Here is a 19,309-nt window from a genome sequence, read left to right as displayed (position 1 = left end):
GAATTGAATAGGAAAACTGGCATTCCTGTTCAATGGGCGCATGGTTTCAGCCGCGCTTTGGACATGCCTTTTCCTGCTCCATTCGCATGGCATCGTGATTCAGGCGGCCCATCCATTCGTGCGCCAGCCAGGCGCCATAAAGAGAAGCTGCAAATACACAGCTTATTAAAACCACTATCAACCATCCCAGCGCCACTGCCCGCCAGCCATGGCGATAGCGGGTGCGGCTGAATGTTTTGTGCCCGGGCGGCGGAAATTGACGATGCCGCAAAATGCTGCTCGCAAACCTGCCGTGAATCATGACCATGATGGCTGTCATGCTCAATGGCGTCAGCGCCAGAAAACCATACAAAACGATTTCAGCGCCATAAGGGTGGCAAAGCACAAATTGGGAATCTTTTGCCACGCGTTTTAGCCATAGCACAGCCAGCGCCATTGGCGCCAATGGCATGAGCGCCTTGGCAATCAGCATCAAGCGTTCACGCAGGGTGGCGATGGGAGCAAATGCCGTTTTTTCCATTTTTGCCATTTCCTGCATTCTATCCAGCCTGGTTCCCCGGATACAGGCTCCGCCTACTTATGCTAGGCGCGTTCAAAGCTGCTTTCCGCAAATCCCCCATGCCCGCCCCCCAGCCTGCCCGCCCCATCCGCGAACTGCCCGACGAACTCATCAGCCAGATTGCGGCCGGCGAAGTCATCGAGCGCCCCGCCTCGGTCGTGCGCGAGCTGCTGGACAACGCGCTGGACGCCGGGGCCACGCAAATTGCCGTGCGCCTGCTGGCCGGCGGCGTGCGGCTCATTGCCGTGGAAGACGACGGCAGCGGCATCGAAGCCGCGCAGCTGCCCACGGCGCTCAAGCGCCACGCCACCAGCAAGATCGCCAGCCTGGACGATCTGGAATCGGTCGGCACGATGGGCTTTCGCGGCGAAGCGCTGGCGGCCATTGCCTCCGTGGCCGAAACAACGCTGCTCTCGCGCACCGAAGGGGCCGGCAGCGCCTGGCAGCTTCAGGCGCGCACGGGCGAATTGCAGCAGGCCGCACGCGCGCGCGGCACCACCGTGCAAGTCAAAGAACTTTTCTTCAGCGTGCCCGCGCGGCGCAAATTCCTCAAGGCCGACGCCACCGAACTGGCGCACTGCGTGGAAGCTTTGCGCCGCCACGCGCTGGCGCGGCCCGACGTGGGCTTTGCCCTGTGGCACGAAGGCAAGCTGCTGGAGCAATGGCGCGCGCAGCCCGCCAGCTTGCCGCCGCAGCAGGCGCTGGCGCGGCGCATGGCCGACGTGCTGGGCGAAGACTTTCTGGCCCGCAGCCTGCCCGTGGCGCATGAAGAAGGCGGCGTGCGCGTGACGGGCCGCGCGGGCCTGCCCGATGCCGCCCGCAGCCGCGCCGACCAGCAATACGCCTGGGTCAATGGCCGCTACGTGCGCGACAAAGTCATCAGCCACGCCGCCCGCAGCGCCTATGAAGACGTGCTGCACGGCCACCGCCAGCCCGTATGGCTGCTGCACGTGCAAGTCGATGCCGCCCGCGTGGACGTGAACGTGCACCCCACCAAAATCGAAGTGCGCTTTCGCGACAGCCGCCAAGTGCACCAGGCCGTGCGCCACGCCGTGGAAAACGCGCTGGCCGCCAGCCGCGCCGCGCAAGCGGGCGGCGCAGCGGCGGGCGGCACGGCCAGCGTTGAGCGCGACACCCCTGATGCCGCCCCGGCCAGCGCCCACGCGGGCGAACAGCGACCCTTGACGCTGCACACGGCCCCGCATGCCGCGCGGCCAGCGGCCTGGCCGCCCGAACCGCGCGTGCCGCCGCAGCGCATGGCCGAAGCCTGGGTTGCCATGAGCGCTGGCCCCCGGCACGAAATCAACGAGCCGCCCGCCTTCCCGGCACAGCAGACGGGCGAGGCGGACGGCCCCGAAGCGGACAGCCCCGAAGCAGACGGCCCATTAGGCCGCGCCGTCGCGCAAATCCACGGCGTCTACGTGCTGGCCGAAAACGCCGCCGGCATGGTCATCGTGGACATGCACGCCGCGCACGAACGCATCGTTTACGAGCGCATGAAAGCGCAACTGGCCGCCTCGCGCGTGCAAAGCCAGCCGCTGCTGATTCCCGCCACCTTCGCCGCCACCTTGCAAGAAGCCGCTGCTGCGGAAGAGCACGCCGCCACGCTCGCCTTGCTGGGCCTGGAAATCACGCCCTTCTCGCCCAAAACCCTGGCCGTGCGCGCCGTGCCCGCCCCGCTGGCCGCAGGCAACCCCGTGGCACTGGCGCGCGCCGTGCTGGCCGAACTCATCCAACAAGGCCCCCTGCCCGAAGGCAGCGCCGTGCTGCAACGCGCCCACCACGAAATCCTGGCCACCATGGCCTGCCACGGCGCCATCCGCGCCAACCGCCGCCTCACCCTGCCGGAAATGAACGCCCTGCTGCGCCAAATGGAAGCCACCGACCGCGCCGACCAATGCAACCACGGCCGCCCCACCTGGCGGCAACTCTCCATGAAAGAGCTGGACGCGCTCTTTCTGCGCGGGCGCTAGAAAGCTGTTCGCCGCCTGGTCTTGATGGGCGATGGGCCGGATGAGCCGAGACGGCCGCTAGGCGGCAGACCCTGCGCCCAGTTGCATCAAAAACAAGAGCGAATTTGAGGGAGTCGAAATGCCATTCTGCGCCCATTTCACTAAGACGTTCTGCTATGGATCAAGGAGCGAATTCAGTCTCTCCTTTCCTTCCCTTCTACGCCGAGCGGGTCATTCGCATTCCCCCTGCCTGCGCGAGCGCGGAAATCCTCAGAAACGGCGGGTTCAACGAACAGGCTGGCCCGCTCGCGCCTTGCCGCCGCCCTGCCCTCTTGCGCAGAGAAAACGGCGCGGAGCGAAAGCCGGGCGGCCCTGGCTGGCTCCGCCGCCATGCCTTCGCGCGCCTTGCAGATCCGCCATGAGAAGGCAGAGCGGTATCAAAATCAGGAGCGGATTCAAGGGCTGAAAATGCCGCTCGGCGCAGGTTCCACTAGGACCATGCGCTATGAAAACAGAAGCGAAATAACGCCCTTGCGCCTTGTCTTCTGCTCATGCCTTGCGCATTCCAAATGCCTGCATTCCGGCTCGCAGCCCCTTGCGGCCCGCTTGCAGGCGCGGGCGGCGGGCGGGCCGTCAGCGGCTGAGCGACTTCATGGCGCGCTGCGCTTCGCGCTTGCCTTCGCGTTCCTTGATGGTGTCGCGCTTGTCGTGTTCGGCCTTGCCCTTGGCCAGGGCGATTTCGCACTTCACGCGGCCATTTTTCCAGTGCAGGTTCAGCGGAATGAGCGTGTAGCCCCTTTGCTCCACCTTGCCGATCAGGCGGCGGATTTCGTCGCGGTGCATGAGCAGCTTTTTGGTGCGCGCCGCCTCGGGGCGCACATGCGTGCTGGCGGTGCCCAGCGGGTTGATCTGGCAGCCAATGACAAACAGCTCCCCGCCGCGAATGACCACGTAGCCGTCGGTCAGTTGCGCCTTGCCCGCGCGCAGCGCCTTCACTTCCCAGCCTTGCAGCACCATGCCCGCTTCGTGACGCTCTTCAAAAAAGTAATTGAAGGCGGCCTTTTTATTGCTGGCAATGACGGGGTTGGGCGTTTTGGAAGCGGTTTTTTTCTTGGCGGCCATGCGTGAAGAAAGGCTGAATGAAAAGCGGGAGGGAAGGCAGGAAAAAGGCTGAAACCCTGTGGGTTTCTAGAATTTGCGGCTTGACGCCCAGGCCAGCCGAAGGCCAGGCGCGCGAAAAACGCGAGATTTTCCATGAAAACCGTCCGCAAATCCGTTCTTATCTGGTATAGCGCCCACGAGATGTTCGAGCTGGTGCGGGACGTGGCCCGCTACCCTGAATTTCTGCCCTGGTGCAGCCTGGGCCGCGTCATCGGACAAGACGCGGACGGCAAGGGCATGACCGCCGAAGTCGGCATCGCCTTCAAGGGCCTGAAGCAAAGCTTTGTCACCTACAACACGCACATTGCAGACCGCGAGCTGCGCATCCAGCTGGTCAAAGGCCCCTTTTCCACGCTCAATGGCCTGTGGACTTTCACCCCCGTGGGGCAGGCGGGCGAGCGCGCCTGCCGCGTGACGCTGGCGCTGGACTACGGCTTTGACAGCAAGGCGCTGTCGGCGCTGGTCGGCCCCGTGTTCGACAAGATCGCCGCCACGATGGTGGACGCCTTCATCCAGCGCGCCGAGCAGGTGTACGGCCAGCCATGACGAACGCCGCGCCGCCCTCATCCGCCTCACCCGCCGCCAGCCCCCCCTCATGCGGCGGCGCCAGCGGCCTCATTGGCGTCACTGTCGCCTGGGCCAGCGCCGCGCGCCAGGTACAGCTGGCCCGCCTGCAACTGCCCGCAGACGCCACCCTGGCGCAGGCCGTGCAGGCCAGCGGCCTGCTGCAAGGGCTGCCTGAAAACGCGCGCGCCGCGCTGGCCTACGGCATCTGGGGCCGCCCCTGCGCGCCCGGCGCGGCCTTGCAAGACGGCGACCGCGTGGAAATCTGGCGGCCCCTGCGCGTCGATCCCAAACGGGCGCGCCGCGAGCGCTTTGCCAGCCAGGGCGCGCGCACCGCAGGCCTGTTCGCCCGCCGCAGACCCGGCGGCAAAGCCGGGTATTGAGAGCCTGTTGGCAATCCGGCGTCCGCCGCGCCGCTTATCCCCGCACGATTTCGCACGATTCAGCCCGGCTCGTTCCACTTGCTCCATTTGTCCCCATCGCCCAGGCCCAAGCCTGTGGAAAAGCCGTGGGCAAACCGGTATGGCGCGCGCAAGTGCCTGCGCGGCAAGGCGGCGCATGATTTGCCTGAAAAATGGGCAGGGCGCGCCAGCCAGGCGCGGCGGTTTTGCACACGCGCCGGGCGCAAAGCTGTGGGCAAGCCGTGGACAAGCCGGTACGGCGCGCGCAAGTGACTGAAAGCCAAGGATTCGCCGCCGCTGCCTTCTTTTTTGGCAGCGCCGCGCTCGCGGCCCCTGGCGCGAGAACCTGTTCAGAGCAAACCGGCTTTTTCACACCCTGCGGGCGCAAAGCTGTGGAAAAGCCGGGGGCAAACGTGTATGCCGCGCGCAAGTGCCTGACGGACAAGGAAATGGCCGCCGTGCCTCGTTTTTCAGCACCTTTTGCCACTGGCGGCCCGCCGCCATCCGCCTATCAAGCGGAGGAGAAGGACGAGGCGGCAAACCTTGCGCAAACATTATTAAAAATGCCGCTCTGCGCCTATCCGAAAGTGGCAGCGTATAAAAAAAGAGACGGCTATCGCTGCCAATAGTCATCTCGGGTTATTTCGAATCCTTCCCAAACCCGCCGCACCAGCAAATGCTGTCTGCAGTGGAACCTCAAGCAATCCAACGGGATTTCCGCAAGGAAAAAGCTTTTTTCTTGCGGTGATGGCGAGGTTCATGGAACTTCTTGGAGACTGATTGTAAATAAGGGAAGGCTAGCTTTATCGTGTGCGGGCTGCTTATTTCAGACCTTTTTCTTCCAACCAGTTTTCCAACACATCAGTGATTTCCACGTTATTTGCTTCGATAAAGGCGAAATGACTGTTGCCGCGTATGCCGATGTCAGGCAACTGCACAACGCTCGCGTCGCCGCCGTGGCGATTTACGCAGTCGGCAAAGGCTTGCGCCATACGGATGCGTTCAATCCACCGCTGCGATGCCCAATGCGGGTTCTCTACCGAAATGTAATCACCGTCATAGATGATGATGGGCATTTGGGTCAGCAGGGCGAAACGTTCAGTACTGATAGGCTGCGAGAGTGAAATGTTGGCGGCGTCGTTAGCGGGTGTGGCAACGCTCGGCATTTCTTTTTCGGGGAAAACAAACTCGGTGCCGGGTTCGTAGGAAACCACGACTTTCACTTTTTCAGGATTTTTCAGCACGGTCTGCCAACCGGGGCCGCCGCCTTGTGAGTGGGCAATCAACACGTCTTCGCCAATACGGTCGAACACGGCGGCAACGGCATCGGATACCACATCCAAATCATACGCACCGGTGTTGGGCGTGATTTGGCGCAAAAACTGGTTCAGGCTGGCGGCATCTTTGGGAAACTGACCGTCTGCAAACAGATTCGGGAAGATGCCCATGCGGAAGTTTTCAAACCAGAATTGATCGTGAGGCAACACGGGGGCAGCAGGGTGATGGCTCCGTTGTAAGCCCGAGTAAGGGCGGGTAATGGCTTCGGCAGAGCGGGAGCAAATTCAGGGAGTATGAAATGCCGTTTTGCGCACTTTCCACTAGGGATTGTTGAAAATCACCTCTTATGGCTGCAATCCCGCCATGGAAAGATGAGTATCAAACGACAAGCAGTGAGCGCTAATGACCCCGCACTGCCTGGGCACGCCTGGCGATGCAGTGCCAAGAGGCGCGAATAAGCGCTTGATTTGCAGAGGCCGTGCCGTGGATCGTGTGCACAGGCAGCCCCTGGCGCGATTGGCCTGAAGAATTTGGCAAATGCAACACCGTCTTCAAGCGCTTTCGCGACGGGGGCAAGGCAAAAACTCTTTGATGCCGTCAGCGACCAGCCGGATATGCAATACGCCATGGCCGATGCCACGACCGTGAAAGTGCACCGTCACAGCCCGGGCGCGGGACTCAAAGCCAGGCCATAGGCCACTCACCCGGCAGGATACGGGCCTTGTGCGATGCGCCGGCAATCTGCTCAAGTTCGCTCTGATGCCATGCCAGCAAAGGAGACCAAGAACTGATCCGGAACCAAAAGTTTGGGGCGCTGCTGGCGCTGGCAGACAAAGCGTTTGATGTTCAATGGCTGATAGAGCCATTGCAAGCGCAAGGCGTGCCAATCGTGATCCCGCAAAGACCCAATCGACGCCGGCCTTTGCTCATTGTTTTGGCTCCTTTTGGGATTTTCCTTTTGGCTTCCCTTTCTGGCTGTTCTCTTGCCGCCCGGGCCTGGCAGCCCCGGGCGCTGGCTTTCAGAACCAGTTCATGATTTGAACGTGAGGGGCGAAAGAGCGGATTGGGATGGGTCGCAACGCCGCAAGCCGCGCCCGAGGCCGCGCTTTTCGCTCCCACGATGCGAGCAGGCTCTCAAGCCAGTTTGGCGGCCACCCACTCTTGCACGCTTTGCAGGGCCTGGGGCAGCGCGGCGACGTTGGTGCCGCCGGCCATGGCCATGTCGGGCTTGCCGCCGCCTTTGCCGCCTACTTGTTGGGCAACGAAGTTCACAAGTTCGCCCGCCTTGATGCGGCCCACGGTGTCGGGCGTGACGCCTGCGGCCAGCTGCACTTTGCCTTCGGATGTGGCGGCCAGCACGATGGCGGCGGTTTTGAGCTTGTCTTTGAGCTTGTCCATCGTCTCGCGCAGGGTTTGGGCGTCTGCGCCATCAAGGCGGGCGGCGAGCACCTGCACGCCATGAACGCTGACGGCCTGGCTGGCCAGTTCGCCGCCCTGTGCGCTGGCCAGGCGCCCCTTGAGCTGGGCCACTTCTTTTTCCAGCGTTTTGATGTGATCGAGCGTTTGGCGCAGGCGGCCTTGCAGATCGGCAGCGGGGGCATGCAGGGCGGCGGCGGCCGATTGCACGGCGTTTTCGGTGGCTCGCGCCCAGTTCAGGGCGTTCAGGCCCGTGATGGCTTCCACGCGGCGGATGCCGGCGGCCACGCCGCTTTCCATGACGATTTTGAACAGGCCAATGTCGCCGGTGCGGGCCACGTGGGTGCCGCCGCACAGCTCGCGGCTGGCGCCGATGTCGAGCACGCGCACGGTGTCGCCGTATTTCTCGCCAAAAAGCATCATGGCGCCGGTTTCGCGGGCGCTGTCGATGTCCATCACGCGCGCTTGCGTGGCGGTGTTGGCCAGGATTTCGGCGTTCACGCGGCGTTCGATTTCGGCGATTTCTTCGGGCGTGACGGGCGCGCCGTGCGTGAAGTCAAAGCGGGTTTTGGCGGCATCGACGAGCGAGCCTTTTTGCTGCACATGGCTGCCGAGCACTTCGCGCAGGGCCTTGTGCATGAGGTGGGTGACGCTGTGGTTGCGCATGGTGGCCTGACGGCGCAGCGCGTCCACTTGCGCCTGCACGGCGTCGCCCACCTTGAGCGCGCCTTGCGTGAGCGCGCCGTGGTGGCCGTGCACGCCGGCCTTGATTTTTTGTGTGTCGGCCACTTCAAACACCACGCCGGGGGCGGTGAGCAGGCCGGCATCGCCCACCTGGCCGCCGCTTTCGGCGTAGAAAGGCGTGGTGTCGAGCACAACCACGCCGGCCTGCCCCGCTTTCAGTTCGTCCGCGCTGGCGCCATCGGCGTATAGCGCAACGACGCGGCAAGCATCGTGGGTCATTTCCTCGTAGCCGGTAAAGACGCCCGCTTCGCCATCGTATTCGAGCAGCTTGTCCATCTTGAACTTGCCGGCGGCGCGGGCAGCGTCTTTCTGCTGCTGCATGGCAGCATCGAAACCGGCTACATCCACCGTCACGCCGCGCTCTCGGCACACGTCTTGCGTGAGGTCGAGCGGGAAGCCGTAAGTGTCGTGCAGTTCAAACGCCACGTGACCATTCAATACAGAACCGGAAGCGTTTTTATTTGCCCAATCTTTTATAGCCTCCACCCATTGAGGCAACCAGGTTCCAGACTGGCTGAGTGATTTTCCCCAAAAATCCGGGTAAATATAAGAAGCACTTTCCAAAGTAAGCATGTCCCGCCTAGGAATAACGACACATCGTTTCCCGTGAATATTTACATGGGCAAGCGCCCTAAACTCAGTATGTTCTTTTGGAGTAGATAATTTCTGACCCTTTTGAGCATTTCCTCTTTCGTAACTAGGAAGTCTCGACCAGGCGATACCAAACTCAAGAAAGTTGATACCCTTTTCCAGCGTCTCGAAGAAGCGTTCTTCCTCGGCCTTAAGCGTTTCGGTGATGTGCGCCTCCTGCTCGACCAAACGCGGATAGGCGCTGCCTATTTCGCGCGCCAGATCAGGCACGAGCTTGTAGAAAAACGGCTGCTTTTGCCCCAGCTTGTAGCCGTGGCGGATGGCGCGGCGGATGATGCGGCGCAGCACATAGCCGCGCCCTTCGTTGCCGGGAATGACGCCGTCGGCAATGAGAAAAGAGCAGGCGCGGATGTGGTCGGCAATCACCTTCAGGCTGGGCACGTCCATGCTGAAGGGCACGCCCACTTCGCGCGCGGCGGCGCGGATGAGCGCCTGAAACAAATCAATCTCGTAATTGCTGTGCACGCCTTGCAAGATGGCGGCCAGGCGCTCCAGCCCCATGCCGGTATCCACGCAGGGCGCGGGCAGGCGGGTGACGCTGCCGTCTTCATGCATTTCAAACTGCATGAACACGTGGTTCCAGATTTCAATGAAGCGGTCGCCGTCTTCATCGGGGCTGCCGGGAGGGCCGCCGGGCACGCCGGGGCCGTGGTCGTAGAAGATTTCGCTGCTGGGGCCGCAAGGGCCGGTGTCGGCCATCATCCAGAAGTTGTCGCTCTTGTATTTGCCGCCCTTGTTGTCGCCGATGCGAATCACGCGCTCGGGCGGCAGGCCGATGACTTTCGTCCAGATGTCATATGCCTCGTCGTCTTCGTGATAGACGGTGGCCAGCAGGCGCTCGGGCGGCAGCTTGTAGACCTGCGTGAGCAGCTCCCAGCCCCATTGCAGGCTTTCTTTCTTGAAATAGTCGCCAAAGCTCCAGTTGCCCAGCATCTCGAAAAAAGTGTGGTGGCGCGCGGTGTAGCCCACGTTTTCCAGATCGTTGTGCTTGCCGCCCGCGCGCAGGCAGGCTTGCACGCTGGTGGCGCGGTGGTAGGGGCGCTTGTCGGCGCCCAGAAACACATCCTTGAACTGCACCATACCGCTGTTGGTGAACATGAGCGTGGGGTCGTTGGCAGGCACCAGTGGCGAAGAAGGCACGATGGTGTGCCCGCGCGCGGCGAAAAAGTCGAGAAAAGTCTGGCGGATTTGCGCCACGGACATGTGGGGGACTGAATGGGTCGTCATGGTTGTTGTGAAGGAAAAGAATCAGGGCGCAGCAAATCCACTTGCACGCCCCTGAACTGGAGGAAATCGGCGTCAAACGTGCCCACGGCGGCTTCGTGCTCAATGGCCAGCGCGGCCAGGTGGGCGTCATTGGTCAGGTTGCCGCCCGCGCCGCATTGCAGCAAGAGCTTGAAAAACAAATCGGCATGGCGGGCGCCCGGCTGCGCCAGCACGGCATGCGGATGCGCCAGCCACTCGTCCACCACGCCTGTGGCCTCGGCCACCGACAAAGGCGCGGGCATCACGCGCGGATGCGTGGCAATGCGCACAAAGCCAATCAGCGCATTCCAGGCAAAGGCCACGTTCTGGCTGGCAAACGCCTGCTCCAGCCAGACCGTGGCCGCCGCATGCTGGGGGCTGCTGGCATTGACGCTGTAAACCAGCACATTGGTATCAGGCAGCTTCACGGCGCGGTCTCAATCTGCGGCGGCTTTGCTTGCGGCATCTGCGCTGGCGGCGGGCTGCTGCGCTGCATGCCTGGAGCGGCCAGAACGGCGCGGCGGCTGTTTTCGCTGCGCTTGCCACTCGGCATGGAGCCGGGCGTCCAGCGCCAAAAATGCCTGCACGTCCAGCTCGCCTGCCAGCTTGCCTGGCTGCCCGGCGTCTGGCTGCTGTGGCAGTCCCATATGGAACGTGCGCTGCACAAAACGCGGCACGGGCCGCGCGGGCGCTTCAGCCGTCATGGGCACGATGCGGGCCACGGGCTTGTTGTGCCGGGTGATGATGACTTCTTCGCCCCGCTCGGCGCGGGCGACGTATTCGGACAAACGGGTCTTGGCCTCAAACAAGCCCACAGTGGCCGCGCTCGCGGCCGGCATGGCGGCAGTCATGTGGGGTCTCCTTGCGAAAAAACAGGCCAAGCGCACGGCCTGGCCCAACTGGTTGAATCAGCCAGATTCTAGGCGGCATCGAGACAGTTCGCCGCAAACCAGCGCATTAAAAAGAGGAGCGGATTCAAGGCGCATTGAAACGGCATTGGCGCACATTCCGCCAAGACACCATGCTATTGATAAAGAAGCGGAAAAAGCCTTTTTCTGCTTTCCTGGTGCCTGAACCTTGGGGCAGGCCATCAGTCAAGACACGTCCAGCTTTGCTTTCAGGAGCTAAAGATGGCCCTGGAAGCTGTTCATAGTCCGACTACGAGCCAGGTGCGATCAGCTGCTTGAGCGCGGCTGGCTGTATTTCGCCCAGCCCCGGGCGCGCAGCTCGCAGGCGGGGCAGTGGCCGCAGCCCCAGCCCCAGGGGTGGCGATGGGTGCGGTCGCCCAGGTAGCAGGTGTGGGTGTGCTCGGTAATCAGACGCACCAGGTCTGCGCCGCCGCCTGCGGGGTCGGCCTGCTGGCCCAAATCGTGTGCGAGCTGCCAGGTTGCGGCCTTGTCCAGCCACATGAGCGGGGTGTCGATGACGTAGCGGCGGTCCATGCCGAGGGTGAGCGCCACTTGCAGGGCTTTCATGGTGTCGTCGCGGCAATCGGGGTAGCCGGAAAAATCGGTTTCGCACACGCCGGTGACGATGACGCTCAGGCCGCGCCGCCAGGCCAGCGCCGCCGCCAGGGTGAGAAACAGCAAATTGCGGCCAGGCACAAAGGTGTTGAGCATGCCGCCGGCTTGTGTTTCGATGGCGATGTCGCGCGTCATGGCGGTGTCGCTGATCTGGCCGAGCACGGGCAAATCGAGCACGTGGTCCTCTCCCAGCCGCCCGCTCCAGGCCGCAAAGCGCTGGCGCAGCGCAGCAAGCACGGCCAGCCGCTGCGTCAGCTCCACGCGATGGCGCTGGCCGTAGTCAAAGCCGATGGTTTCCACGCGCTCGTAGCGCGTGAGGGCGTAGGCCAGGCAGGTGGCGGAGTCCTGCCCGCCGGAAAACAAAACGAGGGCATTGCGGTGTGCTTCAGACATGGCGGTGAAAGGGACAACAAAGATGAAGGGCGGCCAGATCGCTGGCTTTGGCCATGCTGGAGGTCTGGCGCTGGCTGGGCTTGCGGCCTCGGGCCTGAAGCGGACACGGCCTTCTTGCCCGCCATGGCCGCGCGGACTGACAGCCCGCCTTAACCGGAACCTGTTCAGCATCTGGCCGCAAAGTCTGACCGCCAGAGGCGGCGCATCAGGATGGAGCAGCAAGGTGTAAACGGGCTTGTGCTTCACGCACAGCTCACTTGCATTCAATTTGCAGCCCGGCGAGGGCTTGCAAGGCCGCAGATCGCCCGAGTTTGCGCTTCTGGCGTCTGCGAACGGGGTGTGAACAGGTTATCTGGAGGATCAAGAAGCGGACAACTTGGCCCGCACGGGCGTTTTACCCTTGGCGGCAGGCGGCAGCCAGCTTCTGGCAAGCACCATGAAACAGCAGAAACAGGAGCAAATTCAGGGGTATCGAAAAGCTGCCCTGCGCTGGTTTCACTAGGACCTCACGCTATGAAAAGCGGAGCTAAATGAGGCGCTGAACCTAAACCCGGCGCATGAAGGCTGGGCTGCGAGCAGGCTCTCACGCGCGGGCCGCGCCGCTCGCTGGCTTGTCCGCGCTGGCGCACAGCGCGTCGGCGCGGGCCTGCGCGGCGGCAAAGTCCAGCGCGCCGCTGTAGATGGCGCGGCCGCAAATCACGCCTTCAATGCCTTCGCCCTGCACAGCGCAGAGCTGTTCGATGTCGCTCATTGAAGACAGGCCGCCGGAGGCGATGACGGGAATGGAAAGCGCCTGCGCCAGGCGCACGGTGGCCTCGATGTTGATGCCGGTGAGCATGCCGTCGCGGCCTATGTCGGTGTAGATGATGCTTTGCGCGCCCCAGTCCTGGAACTTGCGCGCCAGATCGGTCACTTCGTGGTGCGTGGCGCGGCTCCAGCCGTCGGTGGCCACTTTGCCCTCGCGCGCGTCCAGGCCCACGATGATGTGGCTGTCAAACGCGGCGCAGGCGTCTTTCAGAAAACCGGGGTTTTTGACGGCGGCGGTGCCGATGATGACGTGGCTGATGCCCGCGTCCAGGTACTTTTCAATGGTGTCCAGATCGCGGATGCCGCCGCCCAGCTGCACGGGCGCCTGGCCCGCCACTTGCCGCAAGATGGCGCGAATGGCCGCCATGTTCTGCGGCTTGCCGGCAAAGGCGCCATTCAAATCAACCAAGTGCAGGCGGCGCGCGCCTTGCTCCAGCCAGTGCGCGGCCATGTCGGCGGGCGCTTCGCTGAAGGTGGTGGCCTGGGCCATGTCGCCTTGCTTGAGGCGCACACAGTGGCCGTCTTTCAGATCAATTGCGGGGATGAGAAGCATGGATGCTGCTGGGAAAGAAGAGAAAACCGGTGCATTCTGGCGTGCGCGCCAGCGGGCGCAATGAGTGTTTTCCTGCAAGAAACACGCCAATGGCCGGCAGCCAGGCTTACTGCCGCTGCCATTGCTGGATGGCCACGGCCATTGAATCGGCTTCGCGGCGCTCCTCGCCATAAGGAACGGCCACCCACCCGGGCGCGGCCGCGCCTTCGCGCTGGTAGTGAATCTCCAGAAAAGCGCGCTCGATGGTGACGGACTTGGACTTGGAGCGGCTGCCGAACTGGTAGCCCCAGCCGCCAGAGGAAAAGATGGCGAAGCTGCCGCCATGCTTCGTATCGGTATGGATTTCAGACTCTCGCTCCACCTTCACGCCAATGACTTCGCGCGGCGAAAGCAGCAAGCGCTCGTAGCCGTTGCCCCAGACACAGGCGAACAGCGCGTTGTTCTGCCTGTCCAGCGCCAGCACGCCGGGCTGCGGCCACGTCCACTGATGGGCGGCCACAGGGCGCAGGCCGTTTTGCTGCGCCTCGGCGGCCATGCGCTTGGCGCAGGCGCTGTAGCGCACGGCCTTCCAGGGCTTGAAAACCAGCAGCTCCAGCAGCTTGGTGACGCCCACAAAGACCAGGCACAGCACCACGCCCACAAGCAGCAGCGCCAAAATGGCCTCGCCCATGCCATGTTTGAAAAACGAGCTGAGCACATTGGCAATGAGCACGAGCAGCAGAAAGCCGCCAATGCCCAGCACCGTCCATGCGCAGATTTGCTCGGTTTGGCGCACGGCGTGGAAAGTGCGGCTGTCTTGCGTGGAGCCGTATTGAATGAGCGCATTGTTTTCCATGTTGAATCTCCTGAGCGGGTTGAATGAACGGGGTGAATGAAAGCGAATAAGGCGTTGAATGGGCGTCTGCACTTTCACGAATTTCGGCGCCGGCCGCCGCAACCGGTTTTGCCTGCCATTGGCGCGGCCGTCTTGGCCTCCAATGGCGGCGGCGACTTTATCGCAACTGGCACTGGGGGGGGCGCATCTGGCCGTTCAGGGCTTGCCCGGTCATGGGCGCGACGGGCGCTGCTGCCCAATGAAATACCAAGCCGGAATACTTCATGGATATTTTCAGAATATTGCTGCGGATTTCAGGCCGGAAAGTTTGTCTGCTTATTTGGAGAATCCTGCAAAGACATGCCTATGACCCGAAAATCCGCAGTCCATTCAAAAAAAATCAAGGAAGCATCGCCGCAAACCTGATAGAAAATACCTGAAAAACCAGTGTTTATTCTTGGCAGTCCCGGCTCCAGAGGCCCGCTAGATGTGGATGCTGAAAGGCGCGAGATGCCCTGCGCAGTGCGGGCAGGCGCAGTCATTTACTCGCCCGTTTTCCGGGCGCGCTGCTGAATGAGCGCCGCCCTCGCGGCCTTCACGGATTCCAGCGCAGGAAATTGCGAAACAGGCGCAAGCCCTGTTCCGCGCTTTTTTCGGGGTGGAACTGCGTGGCGAACAGGTTGCCGCGCGCGATGGCGCTGGCAAAGCGCAGGCCGCCATATTCGGTCTGGCCCGCTACGTCTTCGGCGCGGGCACAGCAGGCGTAGTAGCTGTGAACGAAGTAGAACCACGGCTCGCCGCCATCCGCTTCTTCGGCCCCGGCGGCCCTGCCCTCGCCCGGCGCGGGCGGGTTGCGCACGCCTTCCCAGAGCGGGTGCCGGACGCCTGAATGCGTGCAGGGGCGCACGCGGTTCCAGCCCATTTGCGGCACTTTGTAGGCGCTGCCGTCAGGCGCGCGGCGGCCCGCGAAGTCGAATTTCAGCACTTCACCCGGCAACAGCGCCAGCCCTGGCGTGCCAGCAGCGGTGTGGCCTTCGGCACTGTGCTCCAACAGCATTTGCATGCCCACGCAAATGCCCAGAAGCGGTTTGCTGGCAGCAGCTTGCAGCACGGCTTCCTGCAAGCCGCTGGCTCGCAAGGCGGCCATGCAGTCGCCCATGGCCCCCTGGCCGGGGAGGATGACGCGCGCGGCATCGCGCACGGCCTGCGGCTGGCTGGTAACAGCCACGCTCACGGGCAGGCCCTGTGCGGCATGCAGCACGGCTTGCGCCACGGAGCGCAGATTGCCCATGCCGTAATCAACAATGGCGACGGAAGTAGAGGTCATGGCACATCAAAAAGAGAAGTCAATCTGCATGGTCTGTATATGCAAATTTGGGCCCCATTATCCCAATAAAAATCGCCTTCACGCGCCACATGAAGGCGATTGTTGAAATGGCCGCTTGTCACCAGAATGGCGAAAAACCGCAATCCGCTTTCGAGCAAAAGAAGAAGTATTCCTGGTAGTCTCCTCCATCAATTCTGATGAGAGCCGCGCGGCTGGGTCTAATTCCCCAGCGCGCTTTGCGCCCATCTTCCAGCGTCATGGAGCCAGAAGCGCTGCATGAAATCATGGTTAGCTTATGCGTCCAGTCCCAGCGGCTAATTTGCCGCGCTTTTGAAAAATAGCGCCGCACTGTAGCGGCGTCCGGATGAAATGTATTGCAATCCGGCTCCCCTATTCCCTTTTTGCTCTCACTATAACGTTCCACCTGAATTGTCTTGATGGGCGGCAGTGACGAAGGGCATAGCGTGATCCTATCGTCAGCAAAGTCCTCTTCCAAGACTTTTACACAGGAATCATGAATAGTCATTTGCTGGGCCAAAGATATGTTGCCAGACGTCAGAATGAAAGGCAGGAAGGCTAGCCATTTGAAATTCATGACGATTTATCTCCATTGAGCAGTCAGCGCTTTCGAACTAGTTTTACAGGAAACCGGCGGATGAGCGAAGACTGTCGATTCTGGTATTGAATATTCACCGCGCAGATTCCCGGCAGAGCATTGAGGTTTATGCATGCCTTCGTTTCCAGAAAAAATTGCCTTCATGCACTGCTCATGAAGGCGATTGCTGAAAGAGCGCTTATTACCAGAACGGCGAGAAACCGCAATCTGCTTTCGAGCAAAAGAAAAAGTATTCCTGGTATGCCCCTCCATCAAGCCTGATGAGACCTGCACGGCTGGGCCTAATGCCCCATTCTGCTTTGCGTCCGCCTTGCAGCGTCATAGAGCCATAAGCGCTGCATGGAACCATGGTTAGCGTATGCATCCAGTCTTGGCCGCTGATTTGCCACGCCTTTGAAAAATAGCGCCGCACCGTGGCAGCGTCCGGATGAAATGTATTGCAGTCCGGCTCTCCTGCTTCCTTTTCGCTTTCACTGTAACCTTCCACCTGAATCGTTTCGATCGGCGGCAGTGACGAAGGGCATAGCGTGATCCTATCGTCAGCAAAGTCCTCTTCCAAGACTTTTACACAGGAATCATGGATAATCATTTGCTGGGCCAAAGATATGTTGCCAGACGTCAGAATGAAAGGCAGGAAGGTTAGCCATTTGAAATTCATGACGTTTTATCTCCATCGGGCTGTCAGCGCTTCCGAACCTGTTTTACGGGAAACTGCTGGATGAGCAAAAACTTCCAATTCTGGCATTGAATATTCATTGCGCGGATTTCTGGTGGGGCATTGGGGCTTATGCGTGTCATCGTCTCCAAAACAAATTGCCTTCATGCGCTGCGCTTGAAGGCAATTGTTGAAATAGACGCTTGTTACCAGAATGGCGGGAAACCGCAATCCGCTTTCGAGCAAAAGAAGAAGTATTCCTGGTATGCCCCTTCATCAATCCTGATCAGAGCTGCGCGGCTGGGGCTAACGCTCCATTCTGCTTTGCGTCCATCTTGCAGCGCCATTCTTCCATAAGCTTCACATGAAACCATAATTATCTTATGCATCCAATCCTGACGGCTAATTTGCCGCGCTTTTGAAAAATAGCGCCGCACCGTGGCAGCGTCCGGATGAAATGTATTGCAGTCCGGCTCTCCTGCTTCCTTTTTGCTTTCACTGTAACCTTCCACCTGAATCATTTCGATCGGCGGCAATGGCGATGGGCATAGCGTGATCGTGTCGTCTGCAAAGTCCTCTTCCAATATATCCACGCAGGCATCATGAACAGGCATCTCTTGGGCCAAAGACATGACGCCAGGCGTCATAATGAAAGGCAGGCAGACTAGCCATTTGAAATTCATGACGGTTTATCTCCATTGAGCTGTCAGCGCTTCCGAACCTGTTTTGCGGGAAACTGTTGGGTGAGCAAAGACTTCTGATTCCGGTATTGAATATTCTCTGCGTAGCTGCTGCGTCAGCCATTGAAGGGACTCATTTTGCTGGGTTGTTACTTGTTCAAAAATATAATATTTTTTTCTGAGCTTGCTTTCCTTGATTTCCTCCCGCATCCGGCTGGCGACATCAGCCGACAGATTTTCATATTTTAGCGTTTTCCCGTCTGTGGTGGTAATCAGGAAGTTGAAACTGCCATCCAGATTGCTGGTTTCCTGATGACTTTTGGCCTTGTAAGACATGCCCACCAGTTCGATTCCAATGGAGTCGCTATTGGAGGGAAAGCGCTCCCCCGCCGGTTTCTTGCTTTCCCGCTGGTTTTCTTTTGTAGGATTGAATTTTTCATTCAGCTCCGTTTCTTCAGGCGAACAGCTTTTTTCCTGTGCGCAGCGGCTTCTAAGTGGCCCCACATGATTTGTTTTCCGCTTCAGCGAAGCCGTCTGATAAATGGTTCCATCCTTGTCAATCAGAAAATGAGCGCCATTGGCTCCTTTTAGCGCATAACTATTCAAGGTGGAAGAAACTGTGGGTGAATCTGTCTGGTGAATTACCAATCCATTCACCTCTGGCATTTCCTTGCGCTCAATCTTCGGGCTGATGGTTTCGCGCCCTGCCGCCGTTTTCAGCAGCACTCTTTCATGCTGGACGTGGCCTTTGTCGTCAATGTTGAGCTGTGAGGCGCCGGTTGCCGCGCCTTTGGCGTCTGCCGCTGCGGCTTGCTGCTGGCCTGCCAGGGGCGGGCGGGCATCGCGCGCCATCCGCGTGAGCGTTTGGCTGTTGCCGGGCGTGGAGGGGCTGGGGGCTGGCTGCGGGCTGTCTGCGCCGGTGGGCTGCGGCTGGGGCGCATCGGGCAGGGATTGAAGGCTGCTGCGGGAGGCAGTGCTGGATATTCCGTTCATGGCCTGCTCCTTGATGAAAAACCCTGACATTCGGGCAGGCCGAAGGTTATACGTAATATTTATTCCTTGCAATATGTATGTTTCATTTATTGTTTATTTGTTTGTGAAGTTTGTTAACCGTCATTTTTTGCAAGCCATTCTGGCATTCAGCTTCTTTGCCACCGCTTTTGTGGAATTCGATTTCAAGGAGAAAAGGCGAAGGACTTGAATGGCAAGGCGGAAGCCGGACGGAACGCACGCTGTCTGGCTCCATGTCGGGTGCCCCGCATCAATGACGCAAGGAGCGCCGGATAGCCGCGCGCAAGGCTGGCCTCACAGGCTGCCTTTGGTGGAAGGCACGCTGCCTGCCGCGCGAGGGTCGGGGGCCACGGCCATGCGCAGGGCGCGGCCAAAAGCCTTGAACACGGTTTCGATCTGGTGGTGGGCGTTGTCGCCGCGCAGGTTGTCGATGTGCAGGGTGATGAAGGCGTGATTGGCCAGGGCCTGGAAAAACTCGCGCACCAGCTGCGTGTCGAACTGGCCCACCATGGCACTGGTGAGCGGCAGGTGGGCGAAAAGACCAGGGCGGCCTGAAAGGTCGATGACCACGCGGCTCAAGGCTTCGTCCAGCGGCACGTAGGCATGGCCGTAGCGGGCAATGCCGCGCTTGTCGCCCACGGCGGCCTTGAGCGCCTGGCCGATGGCGATGCCCACGTCTTCCACGGTGTGGTGGCCGTCAATGTGCAAATCACCCACGCAGTCCACGTCCAGATCAATCAGGCCGTGGCGGGCGATTTGATCAAGCATGTGGTCAAAAAAGCCGATGCCGGTGGCCAGCCTGGCGCGGCCTGCGCCGTCCAGATTCAGGCGCACGGCAATGCGGGTTTCGGCGGTGTGGCGGGCGATTTCGGCGGTGCGGGCAGTATTCATGATTTCATCGTGATTCAGATTATTGAAAAATGCCGGTCAAAATATTCAGGCGGAAATTTATTTTGACG

The 19,309-nt window shown here is 60.8% G+C and carries 24 protein-coding genes; 7 read left to right on the top strand and 17 right to left on the bottom strand.

The genetic code is table 11. The features are described from left to right. Nucleotides 1-46: 46 nt before the first annotated feature. On the bottom strand, nt 47-538 hold the full coding sequence (locus tag C1720_RS09245) for a hypothetical protein (protein WP_102283997.1): 492 nt from the start codon (nt 536-538) through the stop codon (nt 47-49). A gap of 80 nt (nt 539-618) precedes the next feature. On the opposite strand from C1720_RS09245, the gene mutL reads away from it, so the two are divergent. Next, nucleotides 619-2,532: a DNA mismatch repair endonuclease MutL gene (mutL, locus tag C1720_RS09240; protein ID WP_102283996.1), complete on the top strand. Its 1,914-nt coding sequence runs from the start codon at nt 619-621 to the stop codon at nt 2,530-2,532. A 612-nt stretch (nt 2,533-3,144) separates the two neighbouring features. Here mutL and smpB read toward each other — a convergent pair. Further along, complete coding sequence (smpB, locus tag C1720_RS09230; RefSeq protein WP_050714613.1) at nt 3,145-3,633, bottom strand: SsrA-binding protein SmpB; 489 nt, start codon at nt 3,631-3,633, stop codon at nt 3,145-3,147. 132 nt (nt 3,634-3,765) lie between these two features. Between smpB and C1720_RS09225 the strand changes: the two genes are divergently transcribed. Then, nucleotides 3,766-4,218, top strand: coding sequence for a type II toxin-antitoxin system RatA family toxin (locus tag C1720_RS09225; protein ID WP_050714614.1), 453 nt, complete (start codon nt 3,766-3,768; stop codon nt 4,216-4,218). After that, nucleotides 4,215-4,619: an RnfH family protein gene (locus C1720_RS09220; protein ID WP_102283994.1), complete on the top strand. Its 405-nt coding sequence runs from the start codon at nt 4,215-4,217 to the stop codon at nt 4,617-4,619. Before C1720_RS09225 ends, C1720_RS09220 begins: the two co-directional genes overlap by 4 nt. 59 nt (nt 4,620-4,678) lie before the next feature. On the opposite strand, the gene C1720_RS09215 is transcribed toward C1720_RS09220, so the two are convergent. Beyond that, the gene (locus C1720_RS09215; RefSeq protein ID WP_146006963.1) at nt 4,679-4,876 is read right to left on the bottom strand and encodes a hypothetical protein; all 198 of its coding nucleotides are present in this window, start codon (nt 4,874-4,876) and stop codon (nt 4,679-4,681) included. 174 nt (nt 4,877-5,050) lie between these two features. Here C1720_RS09215 and C1720_RS13120 point away from each other — a divergent pair, with 174 nt between their 5' ends. Further along, on the top strand, nt 5,051-5,266 hold the full coding sequence (locus C1720_RS13120) for a hypothetical protein (RefSeq protein ID WP_146006962.1): 216 nt from the start codon (nt 5,051-5,053) through the stop codon (nt 5,264-5,266). Here C1720_RS13120 and C1720_RS14440 read toward each other — a convergent pair whose 3' ends face one another. Then, the gene (locus tag C1720_RS14440) at nt 5,267-5,398 is read right to left on the bottom strand and encodes a hypothetical protein (protein WP_255397819.1); all 132 of its coding nucleotides are present in this window, start codon (nt 5,396-5,398) and stop codon (nt 5,267-5,269) included. A gap of 60 nt (nt 5,399-5,458) precedes the next feature. Further along, nucleotides 5,459-6,124: an alpha/beta hydrolase family protein gene (locus C1720_RS09205; protein WP_199170986.1), complete on the bottom strand. Its 666-nt coding sequence runs from the start codon at nt 6,122-6,124 to the stop codon at nt 5,459-5,461. Between the two features lie 269 nt (nt 6,125-6,393). Between C1720_RS09205 and C1720_RS14610 the strand changes: the two genes are divergently transcribed. Then, the gene (locus C1720_RS14610; RefSeq protein WP_102283991.1) at nt 6,394-6,507 is read left to right on the top strand and encodes a transposase; all 114 of its coding nucleotides are present in this window, start codon (nt 6,394-6,396) and stop codon (nt 6,505-6,507) included. 542 nt (nt 6,508-7,049) lie between these two features. On the opposite strand, the gene alaS is transcribed toward C1720_RS14610, so the two are convergent. Genes alaS through C1720_RS09185 form a run of 3 tightly spaced genes read right to left on the bottom strand, consistent with a single transcriptional unit; the run spans nt 7,050 to nt 10,822 of the window. After that, nucleotides 7,050-9,953: an alanine--tRNA ligase gene (alaS, locus tag C1720_RS09195; protein WP_233199900.1), complete on the bottom strand. Its 2,904-nt coding sequence runs from the start codon at nt 9,951-9,953 to the stop codon at nt 7,050-7,052. Then, the gene (locus tag C1720_RS09190; protein ID WP_102283989.1) at nt 9,950-10,399 is read right to left on the bottom strand and encodes a TA system VapC family ribonuclease toxin; all 450 of its coding nucleotides are present in this window, start codon (nt 10,397-10,399) and stop codon (nt 9,950-9,952) included. The genes alaS and C1720_RS09190 overlap by 4 nt, the downstream gene beginning before the upstream one ends. A 9-nt stretch (nt 10,400-10,408) precedes the next feature. Beyond that, the gene (locus C1720_RS09185; protein ID WP_199170985.1) at nt 10,409-10,822 is read right to left on the bottom strand and encodes a type II toxin-antitoxin system Phd/YefM family antitoxin; all 414 of its coding nucleotides are present in this window, start codon (nt 10,820-10,822) and stop codon (nt 10,409-10,411) included. Between C1720_RS09185 and C1720_RS13115 the strand changes: the two genes are divergently transcribed. Then, entirely contained in the window at nt 10,821-11,045 is a 225-nt protein-coding gene (locus C1720_RS13115) for a hypothetical protein (protein WP_146006961.1), read from the top strand. The two genes, C1720_RS09185 and C1720_RS13115, sit on opposite strands and share 2 nt — an antisense overlap. Nucleotides 11,046-11,146: 101 nt before the next feature. On the opposite strand, the gene queC is transcribed toward C1720_RS13115, so the two are convergent. From queC to C1720_RS09170, 3 genes are all read right to left on the bottom strand, one after another. Beyond that, the gene (queC, locus tag C1720_RS09180; protein ID WP_050714620.1) at nt 11,147-11,887 is read right to left on the bottom strand and encodes a 7-cyano-7-deazaguanine synthase QueC; all 741 of its coding nucleotides are present in this window, start codon (nt 11,885-11,887) and stop codon (nt 11,147-11,149) included. Between the two features lie 583 nt (nt 11,888-12,470). Next, a complete protein-coding gene (gene hisA / locus C1720_RS09175; RefSeq protein WP_102283988.1) occupies nt 12,471-13,247 on the bottom strand; it encodes a 1-(5-phosphoribosyl)-5-[(5-phosphoribosylamino)methylideneamino]imidazole-4-carboxamide isomerase in 777 nt (258 codons plus the stop codon). A 106-nt stretch (nt 13,248-13,353) separates the two neighbouring features. After that, nucleotides 13,354-14,082 (bottom strand): hypothetical protein, encoded by a 729-nt coding sequence (locus C1720_RS09170; RefSeq protein ID WP_102283987.1) that lies wholly within the window; start codon nt 14,080-14,082, stop codon nt 13,354-13,356. A 36-nt stretch (nt 14,083-14,118) separates the two neighbouring features. Here C1720_RS09170 and C1720_RS13110 point away from each other — a divergent pair, with 36 nt between their 5' ends. Further along, entirely contained in the window at nt 14,119-14,487 is a 369-nt protein-coding gene (locus tag C1720_RS13110; RefSeq protein ID WP_146006960.1) for a hypothetical protein, read from the top strand. A 169-nt stretch (nt 14,488-14,656) separates the two neighbouring features. Here C1720_RS13110 and C1720_RS09165 read toward each other — a convergent pair whose 3' ends face one another. From C1720_RS09165 to hisB, 6 genes are all read right to left on the bottom strand, one after another. Continuing rightward, entirely contained in the window at nt 14,657-15,388 is a 732-nt protein-coding gene (locus C1720_RS09165) for an imidazole glycerol phosphate synthase subunit HisH (protein ID WP_102283986.1), read from the bottom strand. Between the two features lie 118 nt (nt 15,389-15,506). Continuing rightward, the gene (locus C1720_RS13105; RefSeq protein ID WP_146006959.1) at nt 15,507-15,983 is read right to left on the bottom strand and encodes a hypothetical protein; all 477 of its coding nucleotides are present in this window, start codon (nt 15,981-15,983) and stop codon (nt 15,507-15,509) included. A gap of 202 nt (nt 15,984-16,185) precedes the next feature. Then, nucleotides 16,186-16,662, bottom strand: a complete 477-nt coding sequence (locus C1720_RS13100) for a hypothetical protein (protein WP_146006958.1) — start codon at nt 16,660-16,662, stop codon at nt 16,186-16,188. Nucleotides 16,663-16,865: 203 nt separating this feature from the next. Continuing rightward, nucleotides 16,866-17,342: a hypothetical protein gene (locus tag C1720_RS09160; RefSeq protein ID WP_146006829.1), complete on the bottom strand. Its 477-nt coding sequence runs from the start codon at nt 17,340-17,342 to the stop codon at nt 16,866-16,868. A 6-nt stretch (nt 17,343-17,348) separates the two neighbouring features. Further along, the gene (locus C1720_RS09155; RefSeq protein WP_158241688.1) at nt 17,349-18,332 is read right to left on the bottom strand and encodes a peptidoglycan recognition protein family protein; all 984 of its coding nucleotides are present in this window, start codon (nt 18,330-18,332) and stop codon (nt 17,349-17,351) included. Between the two features lie 312 nt (nt 18,333-18,644). Then, nucleotides 18,645-19,241, bottom strand: a complete 597-nt coding sequence (gene hisB / locus C1720_RS09150; RefSeq protein WP_102283984.1) for an imidazoleglycerol-phosphate dehydratase HisB — start codon at nt 19,239-19,241, stop codon at nt 18,645-18,647. Nucleotides 19,242-19,309 lie beyond the last annotated feature (68 nt).

Origin of the sequence: Ottowia massiliensis (assembly GCF_900240305.1) — a bacterium.
GTDB classification, from domain to species: domain Bacteria; phylum Pseudomonadota; class Gammaproteobacteria; order Burkholderiales; family Burkholderiaceae_C; genus Ottowia; species Ottowia massiliensis.
Note: the sequence above shows the minus strand (reverse complement) of the source record. Positions and strands in the feature narration are given on the sequence as shown.

What these genes read in the sequence shown, in the direction of transcription:
- C1720_RS09245 (WP_102283997.1), bottom strand. Translation starts at nt 538, where the DNA reads ATGCAGGAAATGGCAAAAATGGAAAAAACGGCATTTGCTCCCATCGCC.
- mutL (WP_102283996.1), top strand. Translation starts at nt 619, where the DNA reads ATGCCCGCCCCCCAGCCTGCCCGCCCCATCCGCGAACTGCCCGACGAA.
- smpB (WP_050714613.1), bottom strand. Translation starts at nt 3,633, where the DNA reads ATGGCCGCCAAGAAAAAAACCGCTTCCAAAACGCCCAACCCCGTCATT.
- C1720_RS09225 (WP_050714614.1), top strand. Translation starts at nt 3,766, where the DNA reads ATGAAAACCGTCCGCAAATCCGTTCTTATCTGGTATAGCGCCCACGAG.
- C1720_RS09220 (WP_102283994.1), top strand. Translation starts at nt 4,215, where the DNA reads ATGACGAACGCCGCGCCGCCCTCATCCGCCTCACCCGCCGCCAGCCCC.
- C1720_RS14440 (WP_255397819.1), bottom strand. Translation starts at nt 5,398, where the DNA reads ATGAACCTCGCCATCACCGCAAGAAAAAAGCTTTTTCCTTGCGGAAAT.
- alaS (WP_233199900.1), bottom strand. Translation starts at nt 9,953, where the DNA reads ATGACGACCCATTCAGTCCCCCACATGTCCGTGGCGCAAATCCGCCAG.
- C1720_RS13115 (WP_146006961.1), top strand. Translation starts at nt 10,821, where the DNA reads ATGTGGGGTCTCCTTGCGAAAAAACAGGCCAAGCGCACGGCCTGGCCC.
- C1720_RS09185 (WP_199170985.1), bottom strand. Translation starts at nt 10,822, where the DNA reads ATGACTGCCGCCATGCCGGCCGCGAGCGCGGCCACTGTGGGCTTGTTT.
- queC (WP_050714620.1), bottom strand. Translation starts at nt 11,887, where the DNA reads ATGTCTGAAGCACACCGCAATGCCCTCGTTTTGTTTTCCGGCGGGCAG.
- hisA (WP_102283988.1), bottom strand. Translation starts at nt 13,247, where the DNA reads ATGCTTCTCATCCCCGCAATTGATCTGAAAGACGGCCACTGTGTGCGC.
- C1720_RS09170 (WP_102283987.1), bottom strand. Translation starts at nt 14,082, where the DNA reads ATGGAAAACAATGCGCTCATTCAATACGGCTCCACGCAAGACAGCCGC.
- C1720_RS13110 (WP_146006960.1), top strand. Translation starts at nt 14,119, where the DNA reads ATGAAAGCGAATAAGGCGTTGAATGGGCGTCTGCACTTTCACGAATTT.
- C1720_RS09165 (WP_102283986.1), bottom strand. Translation starts at nt 15,388, where the DNA reads ATGACCTCTACTTCCGTCGCCATTGTTGATTACGGCATGGGCAATCTG.
- C1720_RS13105 (WP_146006959.1), bottom strand. Translation starts at nt 15,983, where the DNA reads ATGAATTTCAAATGGCTAGCCTTCCTGCCTTTCATTCTGACGTCTGGC.
- C1720_RS13100 (WP_146006958.1), bottom strand. Translation starts at nt 16,662, where the DNA reads ATGAATTTCAAATGGCTAACCTTCCTGCCTTTCATTCTGACGTCTGGC.
- C1720_RS09160 (WP_146006829.1), bottom strand. Translation starts at nt 17,342, where the DNA reads ATGAATTTCAAATGGCTAGTCTGCCTGCCTTTCATTATGACGCCTGGC.
- C1720_RS09155 (WP_158241688.1), bottom strand. Translation starts at nt 18,332, where the DNA reads ATGAACGGAATATCCAGCACTGCCTCCCGCAGCAGCCTTCAATCCCTG.
- hisB (WP_102283984.1), bottom strand. Translation starts at nt 19,241, where the DNA reads ATGAATACTGCCCGCACCGCCGAAATCGCCCGCCACACCGCCGAAACC.